At 70.6% G+C, this 23,099-nt stretch carries 19 protein-coding genes and 1 pseudogene; 12 read left to right on the top strand and 8 right to left on the bottom strand.

The genetic code is table 11. The features are described from left to right. Positions 1 to 4: 4 nt before the first annotated feature. The 3 genes from EHS43_RS07330 to EHS43_RS07320 all read right to left on the bottom strand — a co-directional run bounded on the left by EHS43_RS07330 (position 5) and on the right by EHS43_RS07320 (position 3,150). A complete protein-coding gene (locus EHS43_RS07330; protein WP_125189713.1) occupies positions 5 to 1,327 on the bottom strand; it encodes a radical SAM protein in 1,323 nt (440 codons plus the stop codon). Between the two features lie 62 nt (positions 1,328 to 1,389). Beyond that, on the bottom strand, positions 1,390 to 2,052 hold the full coding sequence (locus tag EHS43_RS07325) for a pyridoxamine 5'-phosphate oxidase family protein (protein WP_125189712.1): 663 nt from the start codon (positions 2,050 to 2,052) through the stop codon (positions 1,390 to 1,392). 90 nt (positions 2,053 to 2,142) lie between these two features. Next, positions 2,143 to 3,150 (bottom strand): hydroxyacid dehydrogenase, encoded by a 1,008-nt coding sequence (locus EHS43_RS07320; protein WP_125189711.1) that lies wholly within the window; start codon positions 3,148 to 3,150, stop codon positions 2,143 to 2,145. Positions 3,151 to 3,258: 108 nt separating this feature from the next. Between EHS43_RS07320 and EHS43_RS07315 the strand changes: the two genes are divergently transcribed. From EHS43_RS07315 to EHS43_RS07270, 10 genes are all read left to right on the top strand, one after another. Further along, complete coding sequence (locus EHS43_RS07315) at positions 3,259 to 4,512, top strand: FAD-binding protein (protein ID WP_125189710.1); 1,254 nt, start codon at positions 3,259 to 3,261, stop codon at positions 4,510 to 4,512. A 113-nt stretch (positions 4,513 to 4,625) separates the two neighbouring features. Continuing rightward, a complete protein-coding gene (locus tag EHS43_RS07310) occupies positions 4,626 to 5,870 on the top strand; it encodes an ROK family transcriptional regulator (protein WP_125189709.1) in 1,245 nt (414 codons plus the stop codon). 36 nt (positions 5,871 to 5,906) lie between these two features. After that, positions 5,907 to 7,751, top strand: a complete 1,845-nt coding sequence (locus EHS43_RS07305) for a glycoside hydrolase (protein ID WP_125189708.1) — start codon at positions 5,907 to 5,909, stop codon at positions 7,749 to 7,751. 232 nt (positions 7,752 to 7,983) lie between these two features. Then, complete coding sequence (locus EHS43_RS07300; RefSeq protein WP_125189707.1) at positions 7,984 to 9,246, top strand: ABC transporter substrate-binding protein; 1,263 nt, start codon at positions 7,984 to 7,986, stop codon at positions 9,244 to 9,246. A gap of 20 nt (positions 9,247 to 9,266) precedes the next feature. Then, positions 9,267 to 10,235, top strand: a complete 969-nt coding sequence (locus EHS43_RS07295; protein ID WP_125189706.1) for a carbohydrate ABC transporter permease — start codon at positions 9,267 to 9,269, stop codon at positions 10,233 to 10,235. Beyond that, positions 10,232 to 11,101 (top strand): carbohydrate ABC transporter permease, encoded by an 870-nt coding sequence (locus EHS43_RS07290; RefSeq protein WP_125189705.1) that lies wholly within the window; start codon positions 10,232 to 10,234, stop codon positions 11,099 to 11,101. Before EHS43_RS07295 ends, EHS43_RS07290 begins: the two co-directional genes overlap by 4 nt. 27 nt (positions 11,102 to 11,128) lie before the next feature. Then, positions 11,129 to 13,993 carry a glycoside hydrolase family 2 TIM barrel-domain containing protein gene (locus EHS43_RS07285; RefSeq protein WP_125189704.1) on the top strand — a complete coding sequence of 955 codons (2,865 nt, stop codon included), beginning with the start codon at positions 11,129 to 11,131 and terminating at the stop codon, positions 13,991 to 13,993. Positions 13,994 to 14,124: 131 nt separating this feature from the next. Further along, a complete protein-coding gene (locus tag EHS43_RS07280; protein ID WP_125189703.1) occupies positions 14,125 to 15,132 on the top strand; it encodes an ATP-binding cassette domain-containing protein in 1,008 nt (335 codons plus the stop codon). 1 nt (position 15,133) lies between these two features. Next, a complete protein-coding gene (locus EHS43_RS07275; protein ID WP_125189702.1) occupies positions 15,134 to 15,937 on the top strand; it encodes an ABC-2 family transporter protein in 804 nt (267 codons plus the stop codon). Positions 15,938 to 15,942: 5 nt separating this feature from the next. Then, positions 15,943 to 16,743 carry an ABC transporter permease gene (locus EHS43_RS07270; RefSeq protein ID WP_125189701.1) on the top strand — a complete coding sequence of 267 codons (801 nt, stop codon included), beginning with the start codon at positions 15,943 to 15,945 and terminating at the stop codon, positions 16,741 to 16,743. 27 nt (positions 16,744 to 16,770) lie between these two features. On the opposite strand, the gene EHS43_RS07265 is transcribed toward EHS43_RS07270, so the two are convergent. The 3 genes from EHS43_RS07265 to EHS43_RS07255 form a co-directional block, all read right to left on the bottom strand. Beyond that, positions 16,771 to 18,021, bottom strand: coding sequence for an MFS transporter (locus EHS43_RS07265; RefSeq protein WP_125189700.1), 1,251 nt, complete (start codon positions 18,019 to 18,021; stop codon positions 16,771 to 16,773). A gap of 79 nt (positions 18,022 to 18,100) precedes the next feature. Then, positions 18,101 to 18,595 (bottom strand): hypothetical protein, encoded by a 495-nt coding sequence (locus tag EHS43_RS07260; protein WP_125189699.1) that lies wholly within the window; start codon positions 18,593 to 18,595, stop codon positions 18,101 to 18,103. After that, complete coding sequence (locus EHS43_RS07255) at positions 18,592 to 20,298, bottom strand: PHP domain-containing protein (RefSeq protein WP_125189698.1); 1,707 nt, start codon at positions 20,296 to 20,298, stop codon at positions 18,592 to 18,594. The genes EHS43_RS07260 and EHS43_RS07255 overlap by 4 nt, the downstream gene beginning before the upstream one ends. A 256-nt stretch (positions 20,299 to 20,554) precedes the next feature. Here EHS43_RS07255 and EHS43_RS07250 point away from each other — a divergent pair, with 256 nt between their 5' ends. Further along, a complete protein-coding gene (locus EHS43_RS07250; protein WP_125189697.1) occupies positions 20,555 to 21,145 on the top strand; it encodes a TetR/AcrR family transcriptional regulator in 591 nt (196 codons plus the stop codon). After that, entirely contained in the window at positions 21,138 to 21,929 is a 792-nt protein-coding gene (locus EHS43_RS07245; RefSeq protein WP_125189719.1) for an alpha/beta hydrolase, read from the top strand. Before EHS43_RS07250 ends, EHS43_RS07245 begins: the two co-directional genes overlap by 8 nt. Here the strand turns inward: EHS43_RS07245 and EHS43_RS07240 are convergent. Both EHS43_RS07240 and EHS43_RS07235 read right to left on the bottom strand, forming a co-directional pair. Continuing rightward, the gene (locus EHS43_RS07240; protein WP_125189696.1) at positions 21,924 to 22,382 is read right to left on the bottom strand and encodes a hypothetical protein; all 459 of its coding nucleotides are present in this window, start codon (positions 22,380 to 22,382) and stop codon (positions 21,924 to 21,926) included. The two genes, EHS43_RS07245 and EHS43_RS07240, sit on opposite strands and share 6 nt — an antisense overlap. A gap of 288 nt (positions 22,383 to 22,670) precedes the next feature. Further along, positions 22,671 to 23,099, bottom strand: a pseudogene (locus EHS43_RS07235) (hypothetical protein); the annotation flags it as partial.

Genomic DNA, 23,099 nt, shown 5'->3' with positions numbered 1-23,099 from the left:
GGGGTCAGACCTCGGCGGGCTCCGGCGCGGCCGGGAGGCTGTCCATGAAGGAACTCACCGAGAAGACGGCGCGGCCGGGTCCGGGCGGGCCGTATCCGGGAGGCGAGGAGAGACCGAAGTCCTCCATGGTCTGGCGATAGGCCTGGAGCAGCCGGATGTGGTACTCCAGCGGCGCGCCCTGCGGGTTGGCCTTGCCGAGCGGGGTCGTCGGCTCGGGGCACCAGGTGGTGAAGCGGGGCGTGATGCCGTTGGACATGAAGAACCGCAGGCCCTCGGTGGTGGACGCGATGGCCTCGTCGACGGTCTTGAAGCCGAAGGGCTCGGCCATCTCGACGCCCGCGACGAAGTTGGGGATCACATTGCGCGCCCCGAACACCTCGGCGGAGTCCAGGATCCGCTTGTGCCACTCGTCGCGGCCGACGTACCGCTCCTTGCCCGGGCAGTACATCTTGAAGAGATACTCGTCCCACACCTCGTAGTTGGGGTGGTAGATCTGCACGCCGTAGTCCTTGAACCGCTGCACGTCGTCGCGGGGCAGCGCCTGGGCGACGACCTTGCCGATCCAGCGGCCCGGGAAGCGCTCCTCGATGGCCTTGGCGTAGTGGCCGTAGAAGTCGGCCTCGTCGCGCCCGGAGACGGTCTTGGTGATCGCGCCGCCGGTGAGCGTGTACGCGGTGGACGCCTTCGCGGTGTCGTACCGGTCGATGATCTCCAGGGCCTCGAGGACCTCCTCGACGTCCTTGACCCCGGTGTACGGCCGCCCGGCCGCCTTGTGCTGGCGCCAGTTGTGGTTGATGTCGCAGTACTGGCACTCCTCCTTGGCGCCGAAGTACTGGCACACCCGGAAGACGGTCAGATAGATCAGGTAGCCCCACTGGATGGTGGGGGCGACCTCCATGACGGACTTTCCGTTGGAGAGCTTGTGCCGGTAGTACTCCGGCATCGGCGGCACACCCACGTCGGCGATGCGCTTGCCGTCGAGGTAGAGCCCGAGCATGCCGGAGTCGTCGGCGGCGACGCGATAGGGCGAGGTGGGGTTCACCCGCACCGAGACGACGGTCCGGCGCAGGTCGTAGGGGCCGCCGGTGAGGATGATCTCCTCCGGCGGCCGGCGCAGCGCGGCCTCGCCCAGCTCCGGCAGGGTGCCGTGGTCGAAGGAGAAGATGAAGTACGACTTCGGCTTCACCTCACCCGACTCGTTGTCGCTGAGGGCGGACGGGTCGAAGGCCACGCCACCTCGCAGCAGGTCCTCCTTGAAGACGGCTTCCCGCGGTACCTGCGGAAACCGCTCCATCAGATCCTCGACCAGCGCGGTACGGCTGCCCATCCCGTGTCTCCTCCCGGCTCAGACGTACGACCGACTCCTCACGGTATGCCCTCGCACCGACATCACCCGTGCCGGGTCCCCCCACGGCGTGCGATATGGGGCGGTACGGGCGTTTCCGGGGGCAGTACCGGGTCGGGAACGGGCACTCCCCACGCCCAGGTGAGAGGAAGCACACCCGCCCACAGCCCCAGCCCGGCGTCGGGCCCGTCCCCGTCGTCGGGCGCGCCGGTGCGGATCTTGACGGAGGCCTCGTCGAGGGACAGCGCGAGCAGGGTGGTGGCCGCGAGTTCCTTCCGGCTCGGCCGTCTGGCGTACGACCACTGCCCGGGCGTCGCGTGTTCGGTGAGCCGGCGCAGGCCCTCCAGCTTCTCCTCGGGGTCGGTCACCCTGCGGGCCTCACCGTGGATCATGGCGCTGCGGTAGTTGACGCCGTGCTCGAAGACGGACCGCGCGAGGACCAGCCCGTCCACGTGCGTGACCGTGACGCAGACCGGCGTACCGCCCGCGAGACTGCGACTGGCCACCGAGCCGTGCAGATAGAGCTGCCGTTCGTCACGGCCGTACACCGTGGGCACGACGACGGGCCGCCCCTCGACCACGACTCCGAGATGGCAGACGAACCCGGCGTCGAGGATCGCCTCCAGGTCGGCCCGGTCCAGGCTGCCCTGCTCGCGCAGACGCTGGTGGCGGGTGAGGTCGGTCTCGGGAAGCCGATCAGCAGCCATGAACCAGCACGCTACTGATTCAGCGGTTCCGGGACCAGCCTTCGGCCCGAATGATCCCTGAGACGAACCGAGAACGACGAAATCCGTGGCTCAGGCCGTTCGCTCCAGCTCGGCGTAGTCCACCGGGCACGCGAGCCCGGCCCCGGACACGAACCGCTGCGCCTCCTCGGCGACCGCGAGGCCCAGGCGCGCCAGTTCGTTCCCCTGGGATCCCGCGAGGTGGGGGGTGACGAAGGCGTTCGGCAGGTCGTGCAGGGGCGAGTCGGCGGGCAGGGGTTCCGGGTCGGTGACGTCCAGGACCGCGGAGAGGCGGCCGGCGCGGAGCTCCTCGACGAGGGCGTCCGTGTCGACGAGACCGCCCCGCGCGGTGTTGACCAGGACCGCCCCGTCCGGCATCAGGGCCAGCTCGCGGCGGCCGACCAGGTGCCGGGTCTCCGGGGTCTCCGGGGCATGCACGGTCACGATCTCCGAGGTGCGCAGCAGGTCGTCCAGCCCCACCAGGGGCACACCCAGCTCCGCCGCCCCCGCCTCGTCGACGTACGGGTCGGTCAGGCTCACCGCGAGGTCGAAGGGGCGCAGCAGCTCGATCACCTTGCGCCCGATCCGGGACGCCCCGATCACCCCGATTCGCCGCCCGTGGTTGCCGATGCCCGGCACGACTCCCCAGCCGCCGGGGGCCCGCTCGGCGCGCGCACGCTCGCGGCGCACGAAGACGTCCTTGCCGGCGAGCAGGATCACGGCGAGCGTGTACTCGGCGACTGGCAGCGCGTTGGCCTCGGCCGCCGAGGAGACCGCGATCCCGCGCCGCCAGATCTCCGGGGTCGCGAAGCCCTTGACCGAGCCGGCCGAGTGCAGGACGGCCCGCAGTTTCGGGGCGGCGTCGAGGACGGCCGCGTCCAGGCGCGGGCAGCCCCAGCCGGTCACGAGGATCTCGGTGCGGGCCAGGAGGTCCGCGAGTGCCGGGTCGGTGAGGTCCTCGGCCACCACCGCGGGATCGACGTCCACGGACTCCCGCAGCCGGGCCAGCACCGCGGGCGGGAAGACGAGCGGCACGTTCTCGGCGGTCATGGCGAACAGCGCCTGGGGTCGCTCGGGCAAGGTGGTGATCCTCCAGACCGGCGGAAAGAGGGTAGAAACCGCTCTCTACGGTAGGCCCCGGCAAATGAGAGGGTCAACGCATACGCACTCCTGGGAGGAACGACGGACATGTCGGAGACGATCACCAACTGGGCGGGGAACATCACCTACTCCGCCAGGGAACTGCACCGCCCCCACTCGCTCGACGGCGTCGCCGCGCTGGTCGCGGACAGCGCGCGGGTACGGGTGCTGGGCAGCGGGCACTCCTTCAACGAGATCGCCGAGCCGGGCCCGGAGGGCGTCCTGCTGTCGATCGCCGGCCTGCCGCCGGTGACCGACGTGGACAGCGCGGCCCGTACGGTACGGGTCGCCGGTGGCGTTCGGTACGCCGAACTGGCCCGCGCGGTCGCCTCCCACGGCCTCGCGCTGCCCAACATGGCCTCGCTGCCGCACATCTCGGTGGCCGGCTCGGTGGCGACCGGCACCCACGGCTCGGGCGTCGGCAACGGGCCGCTCGCGTCGGCCGTGCGGGAGGTGGAGCTGGTCACGGCCGACGGCTCCGCGCTCACCATCGGCCGGGACGACCCGCGCTTCGGCGGCGCGGTCACCTCGCTGGGCGCGCTCGGCGTGGTCACCGCGCTCACCCTGGACCTGGTGCCCTCCTTCGACGTGGAGCAGTACGTCTTCACCGAACTCCCGCTGGCCGGGCTCGACTTGGCGGCCTTCGGCACGGTCATGTCGACGGCGTACAGCGTCAGCCTGTTCACCGACTGGCGGGCGCCCGGGTTCCGGCAGGTCTGGGTCAAGCGGCGGACGGACCAGCCGCTCGCCGACTTCCCGTGGGCCGCGCCCGCCACCGAGAAGATGCACCCGGTGCCGGGGATGCCCGCGGTCAACTGCACCGAGCAGTTCGGGGTGCCGGGTCCCTGGCACGACCGACTGCCTCACTTCCGGGCCGAGTTCACACCGAGCAGCGGCGCCGAGCTCCAGTCGGAGTACCTGCTGCCGCGCGAGCACGCCGTCGAGGCGCTGCACGCGGTGGACGGCATCCGGGAGACGGTCGCCGGGGTGCTCCAGATCTGCGAGGTGCGGACCGTGGCCGCCGACGGGCAGTGGCTGAGCCCCTCCCACGGCCGGGACACCGTGGCCCTGCACTTCACCTGGATCGAGGACACGGCGGCGGTCCTGCCGGTGGTGCGCCGGCTGGAGGAGGCACTGGCCCCCTTCGACGCGCGGCCGCACTGGGGGAAGGTGTTCACCACGCCCGCTGGGGTGCTGCGCGAGCTCTACCCGAGGCTCGGCGACTTCCGGAAGCTGGCGCGTGAGCTGGACCCCGGGGCAAAATTCGCCAACGCCTTCGTCACGGACGTACTCGCCGACTGACTTTATAAAGCCCCTTTCCTAACCCCTTGTACAAAGTCCCCCGCAGCCCATAGCCTTGCGCCGCGCCGGTGCCACTGTCGTCCCGGCATGAGCGAAGGGATGGGGCAGGCCCGGTGAAGCGCACATCACGCGACATCCGCACCGCGAACCGCTACGAGGTGTTGCGCCAGATCATCGCCGAGTCGCCCACCTCCCGGCAGGAGCTGGCGGCGGCCACCGGGCTGAGCCTGGCCACCGTCGCCACGCTCGTGGGCGAGCTGCTCGACCTCCGCATGATCACGGAGGTCGGGTTCGAGGAGTCGGCCGGCGGGCGCCCGAGGGGACTCGTGGCCGTCAACGCGTCGGGGGGCGCGTTGATCGGCGTGGACATCGCGGAGACGTACGTCCATGTCGAGCTGTTCGACCTCGCGCTGAACGTCCTGGCCCGCGCCGAGGAGGACGTCCGCCCCGGCGAGAGCCTGCCCGAGCAGGTGGTCAGCCATGTCGCGGCCGCCGTCGGCTCGGTGGTCGCGCAGGCCGGGATCGAGGGCGCCCGGGTGCTCGGCGTCGGGGTGAGCGTGCCGGGACAGGTGGACCGCGCGACCGGCATCTCGGAGTACGCGCCGAACTGGGACTGGCACGACGTGCCACTGCTCGACCTGCTCTCCGAGTACATCGCCTACCCCCTCTATCTGGACAATCCGCTGCGTGCCGTCGCCGTGGCCGAGCAGTGGTTCGGGGCCGCGCGCGGGCGCGGGAACGCCGTCGTGGTCACCCTCGGCACCGGCGTGGGCGCCGGGCTCGTCCTGGGCGGAGCCCTGCACCGCGGCGTCTCCAACAGCGCCGGCGAGTGGGGCCACAACACGATCGTCCTCGACGGGCGGCTGTGCCGCTGCGGCAACCACGGCTGCGTGGAGACGTACGTGGGCGCGCCCGGGATCATGCTGAACCTGCGGGAGCTGAGCCCCGACAGCGAGCTGCTGCACCCGGGCGACCAGACCGCGACGATCGACGCGCTGGCCCGGGGGATGCGGGGCCGGGACCCGGTGGCGACCGAGGTCGTCCGGCACACCGCCCGCTATCTGGGCGCCTCGATCGCGCACCTGGTCAACCTGGTCAACCCCGAGGTGGTCGTGCTCAGCAGCTGGGTCGCGGCCGCCCTCGGCGAGCCCTTGGTCGCGGAGGTGCGCGAGGCCGTCGCCCGGCACGCGCTGCCCCGGCCGATGGCCGCCACCGAGATCGTCCTCTCCCCGATCCCCACCGACCCGGCGTGTCTGGGCGCGGCGACGTTCGCGCTCGAAGGGGCGCTGCAGTCGGTCGGGCAGAGGTCCGCGAAACGCACCACCCCGGCGAGGACCAAGGCGCACGACCCCCGCTAGGAGCCGTACCGCACCACCTTCACGACGACGGAAGGGATGCACGTGTCTCACCCCCACCGCAAGAGATCGGCCCTGCTGACAGCCGCAGCCGCGTTCGCTGTCGCGGGACCGCTGATATCCGCTCCACCGGCGTCGGCCGCCACCCCCACGGTGGCCGAAGTCTCCCCGCACGCCGCCCAGACCATCGACAACATCGGTGCCTCGGGCGCCTGGTGGGTCAACGACCTGAAGAACTTCGACCCGAAGGTCCAGGCCCGGGTGTCCAGGCTGCTGTTCTCCAAGGACGGTCTGGCGCTCAGCAGTTACCGCTACAACATCGGCGGCGGCGGCACCGCCGTGACCTACGCGCCGCGCGCCCCCGAGACCTTCGTCAAGGACGACGGGTCCTACGACTGGAGCAAGGACAAGGCGGGCCGTACGTTCCTGTACGCGGCCGCCAGGTACGGCGTGAAGGACCTGATCGCCTTCGTCAACAGCGCGCCCGCGCAGTGGAAGACCAACGCCAAGAGCTGCGGCGGGTATCTGAAGGCGGAGAACACGCAGGACTACGCGAAGTACGTCGCCGACGTCACCGACCACTTCGCGAAGCAGGGCGTGCGGTTCGACTACATCAGCCCCTTCAACGAGCCGACCAACAGCTTCGAGGACTGCGGCCAGGAGGGCATGCTGGTCCCGGTCGACCAACGCGACGACATCGTGCGGGCGTTGGGCGCCGAGCAGCAGGCCCGCGGTCAGAGGACCGGCATCATCGCGGACGAGTCCAGCTCCACGGTGAGCTTCAACACCGAGCTCCCGCAGTGGATCTCGCAGCCGGACACCGCCCAGTACGTCGACAAGCTCGCCCACCACACGTACAACAACCCGGGCGACGACCAGCGGGCGAAGATCTACGAGACGTCCAGGTCGGTCGGCAAGCAGTCCTGGTCCACGGAGATCTGCTGCTTCGGCAAGGGCGGCACCGGCTGGGCGCAGGAGTACGACCCCACGATCGACGGCGGCCTGAACCTCTCCCGGATCATCTACAAGGACTTCGCGACCGCGCACGACTCGGCGTTCCAGTGGTGGGTCGCCCTGTCGGAGATGATCGGCAGCGACCCCCTCGCGCGCAACGACGAGGGCTGGAACGACGGCCTGATCTACTACGACCCCGACTACGCCACCAACGGCAACCAGACCCTGTACTTCACCAAGCGGTACTACGCGCTCGGCCAGTACAGCAAGTTCGTCCGGCCGGGCTCGGTCGCCCACAACGTGACCGGCGCGCCGGACGGCGTCGAGGTGTCGACGTACGACGACCACGGCAAGTGGGTCGTCGTGGTCAACAACCACAACACCACCGACACCGCGGTGAAGCTGCACTTCAACAGCAAGGCGCCGGTGCGCGCGAGCAAGGCCGTGCGGACCTCGGCGACCGAGAGCTGGGCGAACGTCGCCAGGCCCGCGGTCAGGGGCGGCACCGCCTCGGCGACCCTGCCGGCCCGGTCCATCACGACGTACGTCCTCGACCAGAAGGACCACGGCACCTCGGCGGTCACGGGCGCGCTCCGGGGCAGGCAGTCCGGCAAGTGCCTGACCGCCGACGCCACGGGCGCGGTGATCACCAGCTGCACGGGCGGGCCCGAGCAGGTGTGGTCGTACGACGCCAAGGGCCGCCTGAAGGGCGTGAACGGCTATCTGACCGCGGGAAGCTCGGGGCTCACCACGAGCCCGGAGGCGACCCGTGACGGCAGCCAGCAGTGGCTGCTGAACTCCAACGGCCAGATCGTCGGCGAGACGTCGGGCACCTGCCTGGACGTCGGCGGACAGGCGACGGCCGACGGCAGCAAGGTCGGCCTGTGGTCCTGCAACGGCGGGGCCAACCAGGCCTGGTCCAGGCAGTAACTCGGCACACCCGCAAGGGGGTTGGGGGCCGCTGGTGCGGCGGCCCGCAACCCCCGGGCGTCCGGTATCCCGAACGCCGCACAACGCTTCGAGCAGACTTCGTCCAACCCCTTGCCGAAGGCTTAGCCGAAGGTTAACGTCCCCGCACCGCCACAGCATTCGAGCCACCTGGCACTGAGCCGCAGAGCCAAGGCGCAGAGCCGCAAGCCGTATTCGAGACAAGGACGTCAGCATGTCGGCAATGAGCAGCACCCCCTGGAACCGTCGTAACGTCATGAAGGCCGCGATGGGTCTGGCCGCAGCGGGCGGACTGGCCGCGTGCGGCAGCAACACCGGCCGGAGCAGCGGAGGGTCGGGCGAAGGACTCACCCAGTACTTCCACGCCTACGGCGAGGCGGGCACGGAGCAGGCCATCAAGAAGTACGCGGCGGCGTACAAGAAGGCCGACGTGAAGACCAACTGGATCACGGGCAGCAACTTCGAGTCCGCGCTCTTCGCGGCCCTGCTCACCAAGAAGGCGCCCGACGTCTTCGAGTTCCACCCGCAGATCCAGATGGTCAAGAGCGGCCAGGTCGCGGACCTGACCGACATCATCGACCCGGTCAAGGACGACTTCAACCCGGCCGACATCAAGTCGCACACGGTGGACGGGAAGATATACGGCGTCCGCATGATCGACGACCCGCAGTTCTTCTTCTACCGCAAGTCGATGCTGGAGAAGGCCAAGGTCGACGTGCCGACCACCCTCGACGAGTTGCTCGTCGCGGCGGAGAAGCTCACCACCAGCAAGGTCAAGGGCGTCTTCCTCGGCAACGACCTCACCCCGGCCATCAACCCGCTGATCTGGTCGGCCGGAGCGGACACCCTCACCCCCGACAACAAGCCCGCCTTCCACACCGACGCGGTCGTCGCCGGCATGAAGCAGCTGCGCCAGCTCTTCACCAGCGGCAACCTGCTGCTCGACGCCCCGGCCGACTACTGGGACCCCTCCGCGATCAACCAGGGCCTGTGCGCCATCCAGTTCTGCGGCATGTGGGCGATGCCCGCCATGCAGCAGGCGCTCGGCGACGACCTCGGCGTCTTCCCCTTCCCCAAGGTCGGCGACAACGGCAAGCAGTCGGTCTACAACGGCGGCTGGTCGATGTTCGTCAACGCCAAGGGCAAGAACGTCGACGCGGCCAAGGAGTACGTGAAGTGGCTGTGGATCGACCAGAAGCAGTACCAGGAGGACTGGGCCACCTCCTACGGCTTCCACATCCCGCCGCGCACCTCCATCGCCGAGTCCGCCACCAAGCTGAAGTCGGGGCTGCCGGCCGAGGGCGTCAAGCTCTTCAACGAGTTCGGGCACTTCGACAACATCGGCTGGACCCAGGCGATGATCACCGCCCTCACCGACGCGTTCGCCAACAGCGTCCGTAAGAACGGCGACCCGAACGCCGCGCTGGCCACCGCGGAGAAGAAGGTCGACGCCGAGCTCAAGAAGCTCTTCGGTTAGGTCGACGGGGAAACCACGACATGTCGACCACCACCACACGCGGGGTCGCCCAGCCCGCCCCGGCCAAGGCCGCACCGGCCCGGCCGCGGCGGGGGCTGCGGGGCAACCCCACCTTCAACTTCTGGCTCTTCACCGGGCCGTTCCTCGTCGGCCTGGCGATCTTCGTCTTCGTGCCGATCGTCTGGAGCATCTGGCTCAGCTTCTTCGACGCGCGCTTCACCGTCACGCCCAGCAAGTTCGTCGGCCTCGACAACTACAAGAGCATGCTGACGAACTCCAACTTCACCGGTTCCCTGGTGACGTTCACGGTGTTCGCCGCGCTCATCGTGCCCCTGACCTGGGCTCTTTCCCTGGCCCTGGCGATGCTGGTGCACCGGCTGCGGTTCATGCGGGCGTTCTTCCGGTCGGTGTTCTTCCTGCCGACCGCCGTGTCGTACGTCGCCGCCGCGCTGATCTGGAAGATGTCCATCTTCACGGGCGTCCGCTTCGGCCTGATGAACACCGTCCTCGGCTGGTTCGGCGTCGAGAACATCGCCTACCTGTCCGACCCGAATCCGCCCTGGTACTGGCTGGTCATCGTGACCGTACGCCTGTGGCTGCAGGCCGGCTTCTACATGATCCTGTTCCTGGCCGCGCTCCAGAACATCCCGGCGGAGCTGTACGAGGCGGCCGCGATCGACGGCGCCAAGCCGGGCTGGCAGACCTTCCGGTACATCACGCTGCCCCAGCTGCGCGCCACCTCCACCGCGGTGATCCTGCTGCTGCTCGTGGCCGCCTACCAGGCGTTCGACGAGTTCTACAACATCGTCACGACCAAGGCGACCTGGGGCCAGACACCTCTCATGGTCTTGTTCAAGACAGCCCTCGGCGACAACCAGGACTACGGCGCCGGCAGCGCGGGCGCCGTCATCCTCACGGTGCTGATCTGCGCCGTCACGCTCCTCCAGGGCAAGTTCATGGGCTTCGGAAGGGGGGAGGACTCCAAGTGACCACCACCGCACCTCAGGTGGGCAAGGACGGCCGCAAGAAGCGTGGCGGCGTCCTCGGCAACACGGGCCTCTACGTCTCCGTCAGTGTCGCCGCCCTGCTGTTCCTGCTCCCCTTCTACCTGATCCTGCGCAACTCCCTGTCCACGGACCCGGAGATCACCGGCGAGAACTGGAAGCTGCTCCCCTCCTTCCAGTGGGGCAACATCAGCGAGCTGTTCAGCGACCCGACGGTGGACTTCGCCCGGTCCATGTGGAACTCGACGGTGATCGCCGTCTCCATGACCGTCGGCACCCTGCTGATCTGCTCCCTGGCCGGCTACGGCCTCGCCCGGATCCCCTACAAGCACGCCAACAAGGTCTTCTACGTCGTCCTCGCGACCCTGATGGTCCCGACCGCCGTCACCTTCGTGCCCAGCTTCGTGCTGGTCTCGTCGCTCGGCTGGATCGACACCTACCGCGGTCTGATCATCCCGGGCCTGTTCAGCGGTTTCACCTGCTTCCTGTTCCGGCAGTACTTCCTCGGGTTCCCGAAGGAGCTGGAGGAGGCGGCCCGCGTGGACGGACTCGGATACTGGGGCGCATACTGGCGCATCGTGGTACCCAACTCGTTGAACTTCTTCGCGGCGATGGCCACGATCACGTTCATCAGCGGGTGGAACGCCTTCCTGTGGCCGTTGGTCATCGGCCAGGACCCCAGCTCCTGGACCGTCCAGGTGGCGCTGTCCTCCTTCATGACCAACCAGACCGTCAACTTCCACCTGATCTTCATGGCCACCGCCATTTCCATCCTGCCCCTGGTGTTCGTGTTCCTCTTCCTCCAGCGCTGGCTGGTCCAGGGAATCGCGCAGACCGGCATCAAGGGCTGACACCTCTCTCTCAGGACCTGGAGACCGATGTCTTTCCGCACCACCAGCAGCGCCTTCGACTACGTCGAGGACGTGTCCCCGGGCAGCGGGGCCCTCCCGCCCCGCGCCTGGTACGCCTCCTCCGACGCGAAGGCCCTGCCCCTCGACGGCGCCTGGCGCTTCCGGCTGTCGGCGACCGCCGACGCCGAGGACGACTCCTTCGCCGAGGAGGGATACGACGCCGCCGGCTGGGCGGAGGTCACGGTCCCCGGGCACTGGGTCCTCCAGGGCGACGGCGCCTTCGGGCTGCCGATCTACACCAACCACCTCTACCCCTTCCCGGTGGACCCGCCGCACGTGCCGACGGAGAACCCGACCGGCGACCACCTGCGGGTCTTCGACCTCCCCGAGGACTGGCCCTCGGACGGCGGCGCGGTCATCCGCTTCGACGGCGTCGAGTCCTGCGCCCGGGTCTGGCTCAACGGCACGGACCTCGGCGAGTTCAAGGGATCCCGGCTCGCGCACGAGTTCGCCGTGGGCCATCTGCTGAAGCCCAAGGGCAACGTCCTGGCCGTCCGTGTGCACCAGTGGTCCGCCGGTTCCTACCTGGAGGACCAGGACCAGTGGTGGCTGCCGGGCATCTTCCGCGAGGTCACCCTGCTGCACCGCCCGGCGGGCAGCGTCCTGGACTACTTCGTGCACGCCTCCTACGACCACGTCACGGGCGAGGGCACCCTGCGCGTCGACTCCGACGTCGACGGACGGGTGCTCGTGCCCGCCCTCGACATCGATGTCGCCACCGGTGAGTCCGTGACCGCCCCGGTGGCCCCCTGGAGCGCCGAGAGCCCCCGGCTCTACGACGGCGAGCTGGTCACCGAGGGCGAGCGGGTCCCGCTGCGCATCGGCTTCCGTACGATCGCGCTGGAAGACGGCCTGATCAAGGTCAACGGCAAGGCGATCCTGTTCAAGGGCGTCAACCGGCACGAGTGGCACCCGGAGACCGGCCGCACCCTGGACCTCGCGACCATGCGCGAGGACGTGCTGCTGATGAAGCGGCACAACCTCAACGCCGTGCGCACCTCGCACTACCCGCCGCACCCGGCCTTCCTGGACCTGTGCGACGAGCTGGGCCTGTGGGTCATCGACGAGTGCGACCTGGAGACCCACGGCTTCACCGAGCAGGGCTGGCGGGACAACCCCGTCGACGACGACCGCTGGACCCCGGCCCTCCTGGACCGCGCGGCCCGCATGGTCGAGCGGGACAAGAACCACCCCTCGATCGTCTTCTGGTCCCTGGGCAACGAGGCCGGCACCGGCCGCGGCCTGACCGCGATGGCCGAGTGGATCCACGGCCGCGACCCCGAGCGGCTCGTGCACTACGAGGGCGACTGGAACTGCCGGGACACCGACGTGTACTCGCGCATGTACGCCTTCCACGGCGAGGTCGAGCAGATCGGCAAGGAGCTCGACGGCGGCACCCACAAGCGCCGCGAGCTGCCGTTCATCCAGTGCGAGTACGGCCACGCCATGGGCAACGGCCCCGGCGGCCTCGCCGACTACCAGGACCTCTTCGAGAAGTACGACCGTCTCCAGGGCGGCTTCATCTGGGAGTGGATCGACCACGGCGTCCAGCACGCCGAGCTGGGCTACGCCTACGGCGGCGACTTCGGCGAGGAGCTGCACGACGGCAACTTCGTCTGCGACGGCCTGGTCTTCCCGGACCGCACGCCGTCCCCCGGGCTCGTCGAGTACAAGAAGGTCATCGAGCCGGTCCGCATCGAGGGCGCCGACGGCACCGTACGCGTCACCAACAAGTACGACTTCGCGGACCTGTCCGGCCTCGCCTTCGAGTGGTCGTACGAGGTGGCGGGCGAGGCGGTCGAGGCGGGCACGCTGGCGGTGCCGGCGCTGGCGCCCGGTGAGTCGGCGGACGTGAAGCTGCCGGAGCCGCCCGCGCACGAGGGCGCGGAGGCGCAGTGGACCGTCCGGGCGCTGCTGGCGTCCGACACGGCCTGGGCGCCGAAGGGCCATGTCGTCGCGTGGGGCCAGCTCCCGGCCGTTGCCGCGGTACGGCCCTCCGTCGCGCCCACCGAACGGCCGGTGCGCGGCGAGAAGCTGATCACCCTGGGCCCGGGCGCCTTCGACGCCCGTACCGGAGCGCTCCGGACGATCGGCGGGGTGGCCGTCGACAACCCGCGGCTGGACGTGTGGCGGGCGACGACCGACAACGACGAGGGCATGGAGTGGCAGTCCGGCATCCAGTACGGCGCGCTGTGGCGCACGCTCGGCCTGCACCGGATGCGGCACCGGCTGTCCTCGGTGGAGGTAGGCGAGGACGCGCTGACGGTCCGCACCCGGGTGGCGCCCGCCGCCCGTGAGGTGGGCCTGGGCGTGGCCTACCGCTGGACCTCGGACGGCTCGCGGCTTCGTCTGACGGTGTCCGTGGGCCCCGACGGCGAGTGGACGCAGCCGCTGCCCCGGCTCGGCATCCGGCTCGGGCTGTCCGCGGCCGACCAGGTGACGTGGTTCGGCGGCGGCCCCGGCGAGGCCTACCCGGACACCCGCAAGGCCTCCATGGTCGGGCGCTGGAACGCGACGGTGGACGAGCTGCAGACCCCGTATCTGCGCCCGCAGGAGAACGGCGCCCGCGCGGATGTGCGCTGGGTGGAACTCGGCGGTCTCAGGATCGAGGGCGACCCGGAGTTCTCCTTCACGGCCCGGCGCTGGACGACGGAGCAGCTGGACGCGGCCACCCACCTCACCGACCTCACCCCGGGCGAGACGGTGTGGGTGAACCTGGACCACGGTCACCACGGCATCGGCACCGCGTCCTGCGGTCCCGGCCCTCTCCCGCAGTACCACCTGCGGGCCGAGCCGGCGGAGTTCTCGTTCGTGTTCTCGGTGATCGATTAGTCCAATGCACAGGTGGATTAATCCATTGCCCGTGTGATCGCGCCTCTGCGACGGTCATGGTGTACCCGCGGCCGGTCGGCCCTCCAAGCCGACCGGCCGCACCTCTTGTTCACCACAAGGGAGTTCACAGCGTGCCCGGAAGCATCGAGGTTCGCGGCCTGTCCCGCACCTTCCACACCACCGTCCGCCGGCCCGGCCTCGCCGGCACCCTGCGCTCCCTGGTCAACCCGCAGCGGGTCGCCAAGCACGCCGTCTCGGACATCACCTTCGACGTGGCGCCCGGCGAACTCCTCGCCCTGCTCGGCCCGAACGGCGCGGGCAAGTCCACCACCATCAAGATGCTCACCGGCATCCTCACGCCCACCTCGGGCGAGGCCCGGGTGGCGGGCGTGGTGCCGTACCGGGATCGCGAACGCAACGCCCGCAACATCGGCGCGGTGTTCGGGCAGCGCACCCAGCTGTGGTGGGACCTGCCGGTGCGCGAGTCGTTCTCGATCCTCCGGGACATCTACGAGGTGCCGAAGGCCGAACACGCGGCCCGGCTCGCGGAGTTCGACGCCATCCTGGAACTGTCCGCGTTCTGGGACACCCGGGTCCGCCATCTCTCCCTCGGCCAGCGGGTGCGCTGCGACCTCGCCGCCGCGCTGCTGCACGACCCGCCGGTCGTCTTCCTCGACGAGCCGACCATCGGCATGGACGTGGTCGTCAAGGAACAGGTGCGGGAGTTCCTGCGCCACCAGGTCGAGGAGCGCGGCCGTACGGTCCTGCTGACCACCCACGACATGACCGAGGTGGAGCGGCTCGCCGAGCGGGTCGTGCTGATCAACCACGGCAGGCTGGTCCTGGACGGCAGCCTGGACGAGATCCGCCGCAGGTTCGGCTCGACGTGGCAGGTCCGGGCGACCCTTGCCGACCCGCACACCGAGGTCGTGCCGCTGCACGGGATCGCCGTCCTGAAGAAGGACGGACCGCAGGTGGTCTTCGGGCCCGACGGCCCCGACTCCCCCACCGTGCACCAGGCGCTCAAGGCCGTCATCGAGCGGTACGAGGTGACGGGCGTCGCCATCGACGAGGCCGACCTGGAGGACGTGATGCGAGCCGCGTACGTGCACGCGGGGCCGGCCGTGGAGGGGGTCTGACATGGCCGTCCTGCACGCCTGGCGCGCCGCCCGGGTCACCCCGCTCGGCGAGCTGCACGCACCGCCGCGGATGACGGCCGTCCTGATCCGCCTCGCCGTCCAGGTGGTCCTGGTGGCCTCCCTGTGGCACGGCCTGTACAGCCACACCGGCACCACCGCGGGCCTCACCGAGAACCAGGCCGTCACGTACGCCGTCCTGGCCGTACTCGCCTCCCGGCTGCGGGAGTTGGACCAGTACACGGGCCGGGACACCGTGCTGCAGCACATGCACTTCGGCACGATCGTCTACTGGTATCTGCGCCCGCTGCCGCCCCAGCGCTACCACGCCCTGCGCGCGCTCGGCGAGCAGCTGTACGGGTTCGCGTGGGCGCTCGGCGGCTATCTGGTCTGCCTGGCGGCGGGGGTGGTGGATCCGCCGAGGTCGGCGGCCGTGGCGGGGGTGTTCGCGCTGAGCCTGCTCCTTGGCCAGCTGGTCCTGTACAACGTGCTGCTGATGCTGGACCAGCTGTGCTTCTGGACGGTCCGCAACAACGCGGCGATGCTGATCCTGATCTTCGCGCAGAACCTGCTGTCCGGGGTGTACGCGCCGCTGTGGTTCTTCCCGGACTGGTTCATCACGCTGAGCGGATTCCTGCCGTTCCAGGCCACGTTGAGCGTGCCGCTGTCGATCTACATCGGCCGCATCCCGCTGTCGGACGCCTTCCCGCAACTGGCGGTCCAGGCCTTCTGGTGCGTGGCGCTCACCCTGTTCACCCGTTTCCTGTGGCGGCGGGCCGCCCGCCGCGTCATCTCCCAAGGAGGCTGAGGCCCGTGAACGGCATGCGGATCGCGTGGCGGGTCACGCGTCTCAACTTCCGTGCGCAGCTGGAGTACCGCACGGAGTTCCTGCTGATGATCGCGATCGGTGCGATCTGGCAGGTGTCGGTGATCGTGTTCGCCACCGTGCTGCTGACCCGGTTCACCGGGATGGGCGGCTGGGACAGCTCGGAGGTCCTGCTGATCCCGGCGACGCGGATGCTGGCGCACGGACTGTTCGTCCTGCTGCTGGGCCGGGTGCACGGCGCGGGCCGGCAGATCCAGGAGGGCAGGATCGACATCTACCTGACCCGCCCGATGCCGGTGCACCGCCAGCTCCAGCTGGCGTTCTTCCCCACGAACGCGATCGGGGACCTGACGGTCGCGGTCGGCCTGATGGTGGGCGCCCTCAGCCGCAGCCAACTGGACTGGACACCGGGCCGGATCTCCTACCTGATCGCGGCGGTCGTCGGCGGCATGCTCCTGGAGGCGGCCCTCTTCACGGCGATCACGTGCGCGGCCCTGCGCTTCCCGGCGGCGGACTACTGGAGCCGCTGGCTGGAGGAACTCCTCGGCACCTTCGGCAGCTACCCCCTCAACGTCCTCCCGAAGGCGGTCGGCGGCCTCCTCACCTACGGCCTCCCCCTCGCCTTCGTCGCCTACTTCCCCGCAGCAGTCCTGACAGGCCACGGCCACGACACGGGCGCCCCGTACTGGCTGGCGGCGGTGTCGCCGCTGCTGGGGGTGGTGGCGTACCTGGGTTCTCGGGTGCTGTGGGGGTGGAGTCTGCGGCATTATGCGGGGGTCAATGGGTGACGCACGGCTCTGCGCGGGCGGCGGTTCTCAAGAGTGCCGGATCGGGGTGAACAGAGCCGCGCCCGCGACGAGTACGCACGCTGTGCCCGCCAGCAGGCCCACCGGTGCTGTGCCGTGGTGGTCCGCCGCCCAGGTCAGGGCGGCCGCGCCGAGCGGGGCCGCTGAGTAGTGGAGGGTCCAGAAGGCGGAGGTGACGCGGCCCAGGAGGGGTTCCGGGGTGACTTCCTGGCGCAGGGACATGGAGCAGGTGCCCGCCATACCGCCGCAGGCGAGGAAGACCGCGGTGAGCAGGGCGACGGCCGGGACGTCACGGGCCCAGCCCAGGCCGGCGAAGGCGAGCCCGCACAGCGCCACCGACCCGGTCCAGACCGCGCCGAAGCCGAGCCGTCGGCGTACCCGTGCCACCAGGAGGGCGCCGGCGATGGTGCCGAGCGCGCCGACGGCCAGGACGGTCCCGACCGTGCCGTCGTCGTGGCCGAGGTCGTGCTTGAGGTGGTAGATGACCAGGTCGTTCAGGCCGAGGGTGAGGAAGCTGAACACGAACAGCAGCACCGTCAGCGAGCGCAGCACGGGGTGTCCGCGCAGGAAGGCCACTCCGGTGCGCAGATCCCGCCACAGGCCGGTGCGTTCGGGCGCCTCGGAGGGGCGGGAACGGAACCGCACGAAGAACGTGCACAGCGCCGACACCCCGAAGCTCGCCGCGTCCACGCCGACGGCGGTCGCGGGTCCGGTCCAGGCCGCGACCACTCCCGCGCACGCCGGTCCCAGCACCCCGGCCGCCGCGGCCGTCGCGTTCAACCGCCCGTTGGCCTCGGTGAGTCGACCGGTTCCGACGAGACCCCGTACGACGGTGACGTACCCGACGGCGAACAGCATGCCGACCGCCTCGCACACCGGCAGCACCGCGTACAGCAGCCAGACCCGCGGGCCGAACAGCCACGCCAGTGGGATCACCCCGTACAGCACCATGCGCACGAGATCGCAGCCGATGAGCAGCCGTCGCCGGTCGACACGGTCCACCACCACACCCGCGAACACGGCGGCGACGACCGACGCGGCGCCGCCGACCGCCGTCAGCAGTCCCATCCGGGCGAGGGAGCCGGTGGTCTCAAGGACCAGCAGGGGCAGGGCGATCAGGGCGAAGGAGTCACCGAGGACGGAGAGGGTCTGGGCGGCCCAGAAGACGGCGAAGTCGCGTTGTCGCCCGAGCGGGAGTGAACGGGCCTGTGGCGAAGGGGACTTGCCGGTCGTCCCGTCCCGTTGTGCCTCGTACGGCATGCCCCTCCCCTGGGTCCGCGGCAACCCTACGACCGGCGGTGACGGCTCCCCACTGAATTACCGCGCCCAGGGTGCAGTGTCAGTGGTCCGCGCAGCACGGTGTCGGGTCCGGCACCTCGAAGGGGACGAGGGTGCCGCCGGCCGCGGGCATGGCGATCAGCACCAGAGCCCCGTCCTGCCATTGCGGTCGTACGTGGTCACGCGTCACCAGCTCTGTGTCCGACGGCGGTTGCGCCGCCGCACCCAGCACCGTCACGCGGTCGATCGCGGAGCGCGTGAGCAGTTCCGCGATCGTGAGCGTGCCGGTGAGGGAGCCGACGCCGGGGTAGATCACGGCACGGCCGACCGTGTCCGGCACGCCCTGCGACACCCCGAGTCCCCCGAGCCGCTCCTGGGCGGTGCGCAGGAGCGGCTCCGAGGGAAGGCAGAGGGACACCACCACGCGGGGACGGTCCCCGCGGACCAGGTGGGTGCAGCCGAACGCGCCCTCCGGGAGAGCCAGCGCGTGGAGCAGGTGATCGGCCGCGCGCAGGTCGCGGACGCCCGCGTCCACGGTGAGGGCGTACGGCGTCACGAGGGCAGGACCCACACGGGGTTGGAGTAGAACCACAGGTCGCGCCACGGGTCGGCGTCACCGACGACGTCGATGGCCGGACCCGCCGGATCGACCGCCGCGCCCATCGGACCGACGCCGGACCGGTTGCCGTCGGTACCGCGCAGACGTACGTACAACGGGCTTTCCACGCGGCCGAGTTCGAACCTCAGGCGGACCGTGCCGGTCGCCTTGTCGATGTCGTACGACTTCACGACCCTCGCCGTCGGAGCGGTGAAGGTGTCCTTGTCGGAGACCGGGCCGGTCACTTCGCCCCGGATGACGTCCACGCGGGCCAACCGGGGTGTGAAGCCCGCCCAGTTGGGCCCGCCCGCGAGGGCCACGTCGACGGTGAGCGTGACGGCGGCCCCCTTCTTGACGTGCAGCGCGCCGCCGAGCGTGGCCCAGCGGCCGCCGCCCGAGACCCGCACGTCGAGGCCGCTGATCAGCTGACCGTGGTCGACCCAGACACGGCCGGCGCGGATGCCGTCCATGACGGCGGCGTAGGAGAAGCCGTCCGCGCCGACGTGGGTCCGGCTGTACTGGCCGGGCCAGTAGTCGCCCTGGGTGATGTCGATACGGCCGCCGTAGACCGGATCCGGGTAGCGGCCGTCGGTGTCGAAGTCGCCGGGGCCGCGCACCGCCGTGTCGGCGTACACCTGGTGGGAGTCGGAGTTGGCGGTGATCCACCAGGGTTTGCCCTCGGCCAGGAGGCTGTCCCACAGCCCGCCCACCGTGGCGGTCATCCAGTCGAAGCCGCCCCAGGTGCGGTAGCTCTCCGGCGGGTAGCCCGCGAAGGAGTTGGCGCTCGGGCTGTTGTCGTAGATGCCGCGGGCGCGGGCCATGCCGAGCGGGGCGGGCAGTCCGGCGGCCTGGTGGCCGGGCGCGCCCTCGAAGCCGACGGCGATCTGGTGCCGCGGGTCGGTCGCGTCGCGCCAGGCCCGGATCTCGTGCGGGGAGTCGACACCGCGCCGCGCCGGGTGGTTGGCGAGCATCAGCGCGTCCTTGACCTTGCGACGGCGGACCTGCTCACCGAGGAAGGCGAGCCCGGCGACGGCGAGGGCCTCGTTGGCCGGCGTCGAGTCGGAGGCGCCCTTCACGCTGCCGTCGTATTCGGTCTCGAACTGCTTGAGGACCGACACCTCGTGCTTGCCGGGGTGCACGAAGACGGTGCCGTGCTCGGCGCCGGGGATGTTCCACTCCAGGCCCTGGAAGACGAGAGTGTCCTCGTACGCGTCCCGGGCCGCCCTGATGTCCGGGTTGACCTTGTCGACACCGATCCTGGCGTGCGTCGCGCTTCCGTGGTCGGTGATGACCAGCCAGTCCATGCCGTGCCGGGCGCCCTGTCTGACCTGGTCGACGACGCGGTACTTTCCGTCACTGCTGTACTGGGTGTGGATGTGGTGGTCGCCGGCCAGCCAGAGGAAGCCGCCCGTGCGACGGCCGCCGGTGGCGGCCCGGGCGGGCGCGGCCGCCGTCGGGCCGAGGACGCTCCCGGCGGTCAGCCCCGCGCCGAGGAGCCCGGCGCGGCGCAACAGCGTGCGGCGCGAGGCCTGTTCCGGGGTGAGGGCCTCGTCGGGGACGGAGCTGTCGAAGGCGGCGGGCAGGGGCGCGGTGGGCGCGTGGTCGTGGTCATGGCCGTGCTCGTGCCCGTGGTGGTGATGCCCGTGATGCCCGTGCCCCATGAACGCCTCCTGGATTCCGCTGCCTTCGGCGGCATCTCCACGCCGCCTGTGGAGGATCGAGGCGGAACATGAACTCCCCACGACCGCAAGGTGATCGGCGCCCGTCCCTGGCACGGCGGCTCACCATGAGGCGGCAGCACGGACACTGCCGATGTCTCCGCGGCCGGCCCCTGCGGCGGTCCCGGCCGGCCGCCCTCCTCCCCGCGAACCACAATTTACTAGCCAAAAACCTAGGAGCCCTAGCTATCCTGTTCGCATGAGCCCCCGTGCCGGCCTCACCGCCGACCGCCTCACCGAGGCAGCAGCCGACCTCGCCGACGAGATCGGCTTCGAGAACATCACCCTGGCCGCCCTCGCCAAGCGTTTCGGCGTGAAGGACGCGAGCCTCTACTCGCACGTCAGGAACCTCCAGGACCTGCGCACCCGGGTCGCCCTGCTCGCCGGCGGCGAGATGATCGACCGGATCGCCGTCGCGGTGGCGGGGCGGGCCGGGAAGGAGGCCCTGGCCGCCTTCGCGGACGCCTACCGGGCGTACGCACTGGAGCGGCCGGGGCGGTACGCGGCCACCCAGATCCGGATCGACCAGACGCTGATCGCCGACACCCCCGCGCTTCGGCGCACCGCCGAGATCACGTACGGCATGCTCCGCGCCTACGGCCTCGCCGAACCCGATCTCACGGACGCGGTACGCCTGTTGCGCGCCACCTTCCACGGCTACTGCGCCCTGGAGGCGGGCGGCGGCTTCGGCGCGCCCCGCGACGTACAGAAGTCCTGGGAGAGGGCGGTCGACGCCCTGCACGTGGCCCTCACCGACTGGCCCCACGAGGAGAAGACCGATGATGACTGACCCGCACTACGACGTCACCGGACACGGCCCGGTCCTGCTGATCGTCCCCGGCGGCGCGGGCCACCCCATGGGGCTCGGCCCGGTGACGGACGCGCTCTCCGCACACTTCACGGTCGTCACCTACGACCCCCTCGGCCTCGCCCACGGCCGCCTCGGCGAGCCCGTCGCGGACCAGCGGGTCCAGGACTGGAGCGACGGGGCGCGGCGGGTGCTGGACGAGATGCTCGGGGAGGGTGAGTCGGCGTACGTGTTCGGCACCAGCGCGGGCGCCGTCGCCGCCCTCGATCTGCTCGCCCGGCACGGGGAGCGGCTGCGGCACGTCGTCGTGCACGAGCCGCCGTGCGTGGGGGTGCTGCCGGACGGGGCACGGCAGCAGGCGGCGTTCCGGAACGTCTGTGCCGTCTACCGGGCCAAGGGGCTCGCGGCGGCGGGCGCCCTGATGACGGCCGTACTGGAGGAGCGGGACGCGGAAGAGCTCCCGGAGGGGCAACCCCTGTCCCGCGAGGAGGAGTTGACGACCCCGATGGCGCTCTCCCTCGCGCATGTCCTTGAGCCCTTCACGGCGTACGTTCCTGAGGCGGGCCCGTCGCAGGCCCGCCTCACCGTCGCCGCGGGGACCGACTCGCGCGGTCAACTCCTGTATCGCACTGCCGAGTTCCTGTCGAAGGCGCGACAGGCCGACTTCGTCGAGTTTCCCGGCGGTCACATCGGCATCCTCCAGCACTCGTCGGCCTACGCCGACCTGCTCACGCGGACGTTCCTCGGGGCCGTCCCGCGGTCATGAGAGGTCGCCGAGCGCGTCGGCGTAGTACGTGGATTCCGCCAGATGCCGAGCCAGTTGACGGAAGGTCCAGCCCTCGCCAGGTGACCGGTCGAGCTGGTCCTCCGTGAGAGCGTCGAGACGGCTGGCCCAGACGCGGGCGAGCCGGGTGAGACGGCTGCGGGCCTCGTCCAGGTCTTCCCGGGTGAAGGGGGCGAGATCGGCCCCGGTGGTGGTGGCGGACGCGTGCCAGTGGTCGGGCTGCGGCGTCTCGCCGACGAGACGCACCTCCAACTCGGCGAGGTGGTCGATCAGATGATCGGCCACGCGGCGGATCGCCTTGTGCGGTGTGTGGACACGGTCATCGAGATGGACGGGCTTGCCGTCCCAGACGGTCCAGGTCTCGGCCAGGGCGAGGACCTGGTCCACCATGCCGGTGACGGCCTGGGCGGGCGTTTGCTGCGGGTTCTCGGTCATACGGGCACGCTAGGCGGGCGTCGCTTCGGTGGCGGCCTAAGTGTGGTGCCCCCGGGGGGACGAGGACGACGGCGGTGAGCGGTACAAGTCGCTCGAACACGCGCCGCACGACCTCCGCCGGCAGGGCCGGGTTCCCGGCGGCGGTTCCCGCCGAGCCGGTTCCCTTGCGCAGCAGCCCGACCAGGATGCGGACCAGCAGGTGAGGGTGGCGAGCGGCCGTGCTGCGGATGTGTTCGTGCGGGTCCTCCAGCAGTCGTGCCCCGGCCGCCAGAGAGGGCCGCGGGTCGGTCACGGCCCGGCGGCGGGGCTCCTCGCCACCCTCCCGTCCCCGGTCGTGACGTCCACCCCGGTGCTCTCCAGGCGGACCCGCGTCTCGGGGCCCCCGTTCCACGTCACCGTCAACTCCCCGGTCCCTGTGGGCCGTACGGTCACCGTGTCCCGCAACGGGACCGTGTCGGTGTCGGCGGTGAGGCGGGACAGGGCGACGAAGAGGGTGTTCGCCTCGCCCGTCACCCCGGTCAGGTCGTCGTCGAGGCCCACGGCGGGCAGGAGTTCGGAGTGGACGCCGTCCCGGGGAGCCCACCCGGTCACCCGCACCGGCGTCCCGGGCTCGGCCCCGGTCACCAGGAAGGCCCGTACCTCCACGGCGCCCCGCGCGAGGACCGCGCCGACCACGCGCGCGCCCCCTGCCGCCCTGTGCCGCGAGGCGGCCCAGCC

Origin of the sequence: Streptomyces sp. RP5T, from assembly GCF_003933965.1 — a bacterium.
GTDB lineage: Bacteria > Actinomycetota > Actinomycetes > Streptomycetales > Streptomycetaceae > Streptomyces.
This window is presented reverse-complemented; position numbering and strand designations above follow the sequence as displayed.

Coding starts and splice junctions, on each gene's coding strand:
- EHS43_RS07330 (WP_125189713.1), bottom strand. CDS start 1,327: ATGGGCAGCCGTACCGCGCTGGTCGAGGATCTGATGGAGCGGTTTCCG.
- EHS43_RS07325 (WP_125189712.1), bottom strand. CDS start 2,052: ATGGCTGCTGATCGGCTTCCCGAGACCGACCTCACCCGCCACCAGCGT.
- EHS43_RS07315 (WP_125189710.1), top strand. CDS start 3,259: ATGTCGGAGACGATCACCAACTGGGCGGGGAACATCACCTACTCCGCC.
- EHS43_RS07305 (WP_125189708.1), top strand. CDS start 5,907: ATGCACGTGTCTCACCCCCACCGCAAGAGATCGGCCCTGCTGACAGCC.
- EHS43_RS07300 (WP_125189707.1), top strand. CDS start 7,984: ATGTCGGCAATGAGCAGCACCCCCTGGAACCGTCGTAACGTCATGAAG.
- EHS43_RS07295 (WP_125189706.1), top strand. CDS start 9,267: ATGTCGACCACCACCACACGCGGGGTCGCCCAGCCCGCCCCGGCCAAG.
- EHS43_RS07285 (WP_125189704.1), top strand. CDS start 11,129: ATGTCTTTCCGCACCACCAGCAGCGCCTTCGACTACGTCGAGGACGTG.
- EHS43_RS07275 (WP_125189702.1), top strand. CDS start 15,134: ATGGCCGTCCTGCACGCCTGGCGCGCCGCCCGGGTCACCCCGCTCGGC.
- EHS43_RS07265 (WP_125189700.1), bottom strand. CDS start 18,021: ATGCCGTACGAGGCACAACGGGACGGGACGACCGGCAAGTCCCCTTCG.
- EHS43_RS07255 (WP_125189698.1), bottom strand. CDS start 20,298: ATGGGGCACGGGCATCACGGGCATCACCACCACGGGCACGAGCACGGC.
- EHS43_RS07250 (WP_125189697.1), top strand. CDS start 20,555: ATGAGCCCCCGTGCCGGCCTCACCGCCGACCGCCTCACCGAGGCAGCA.
- EHS43_RS07245 (WP_125189719.1), top strand. CDS start 21,138: ATGACTGACCCGCACTACGACGTCACCGGACACGGCCCGGTCCTGCTG.
- EHS43_RS07240 (WP_125189696.1), bottom strand. CDS start 22,382: ATGACCGAGAACCCGCAGCAAACGCCCGCCCAGGCCGTCACCGGCATG.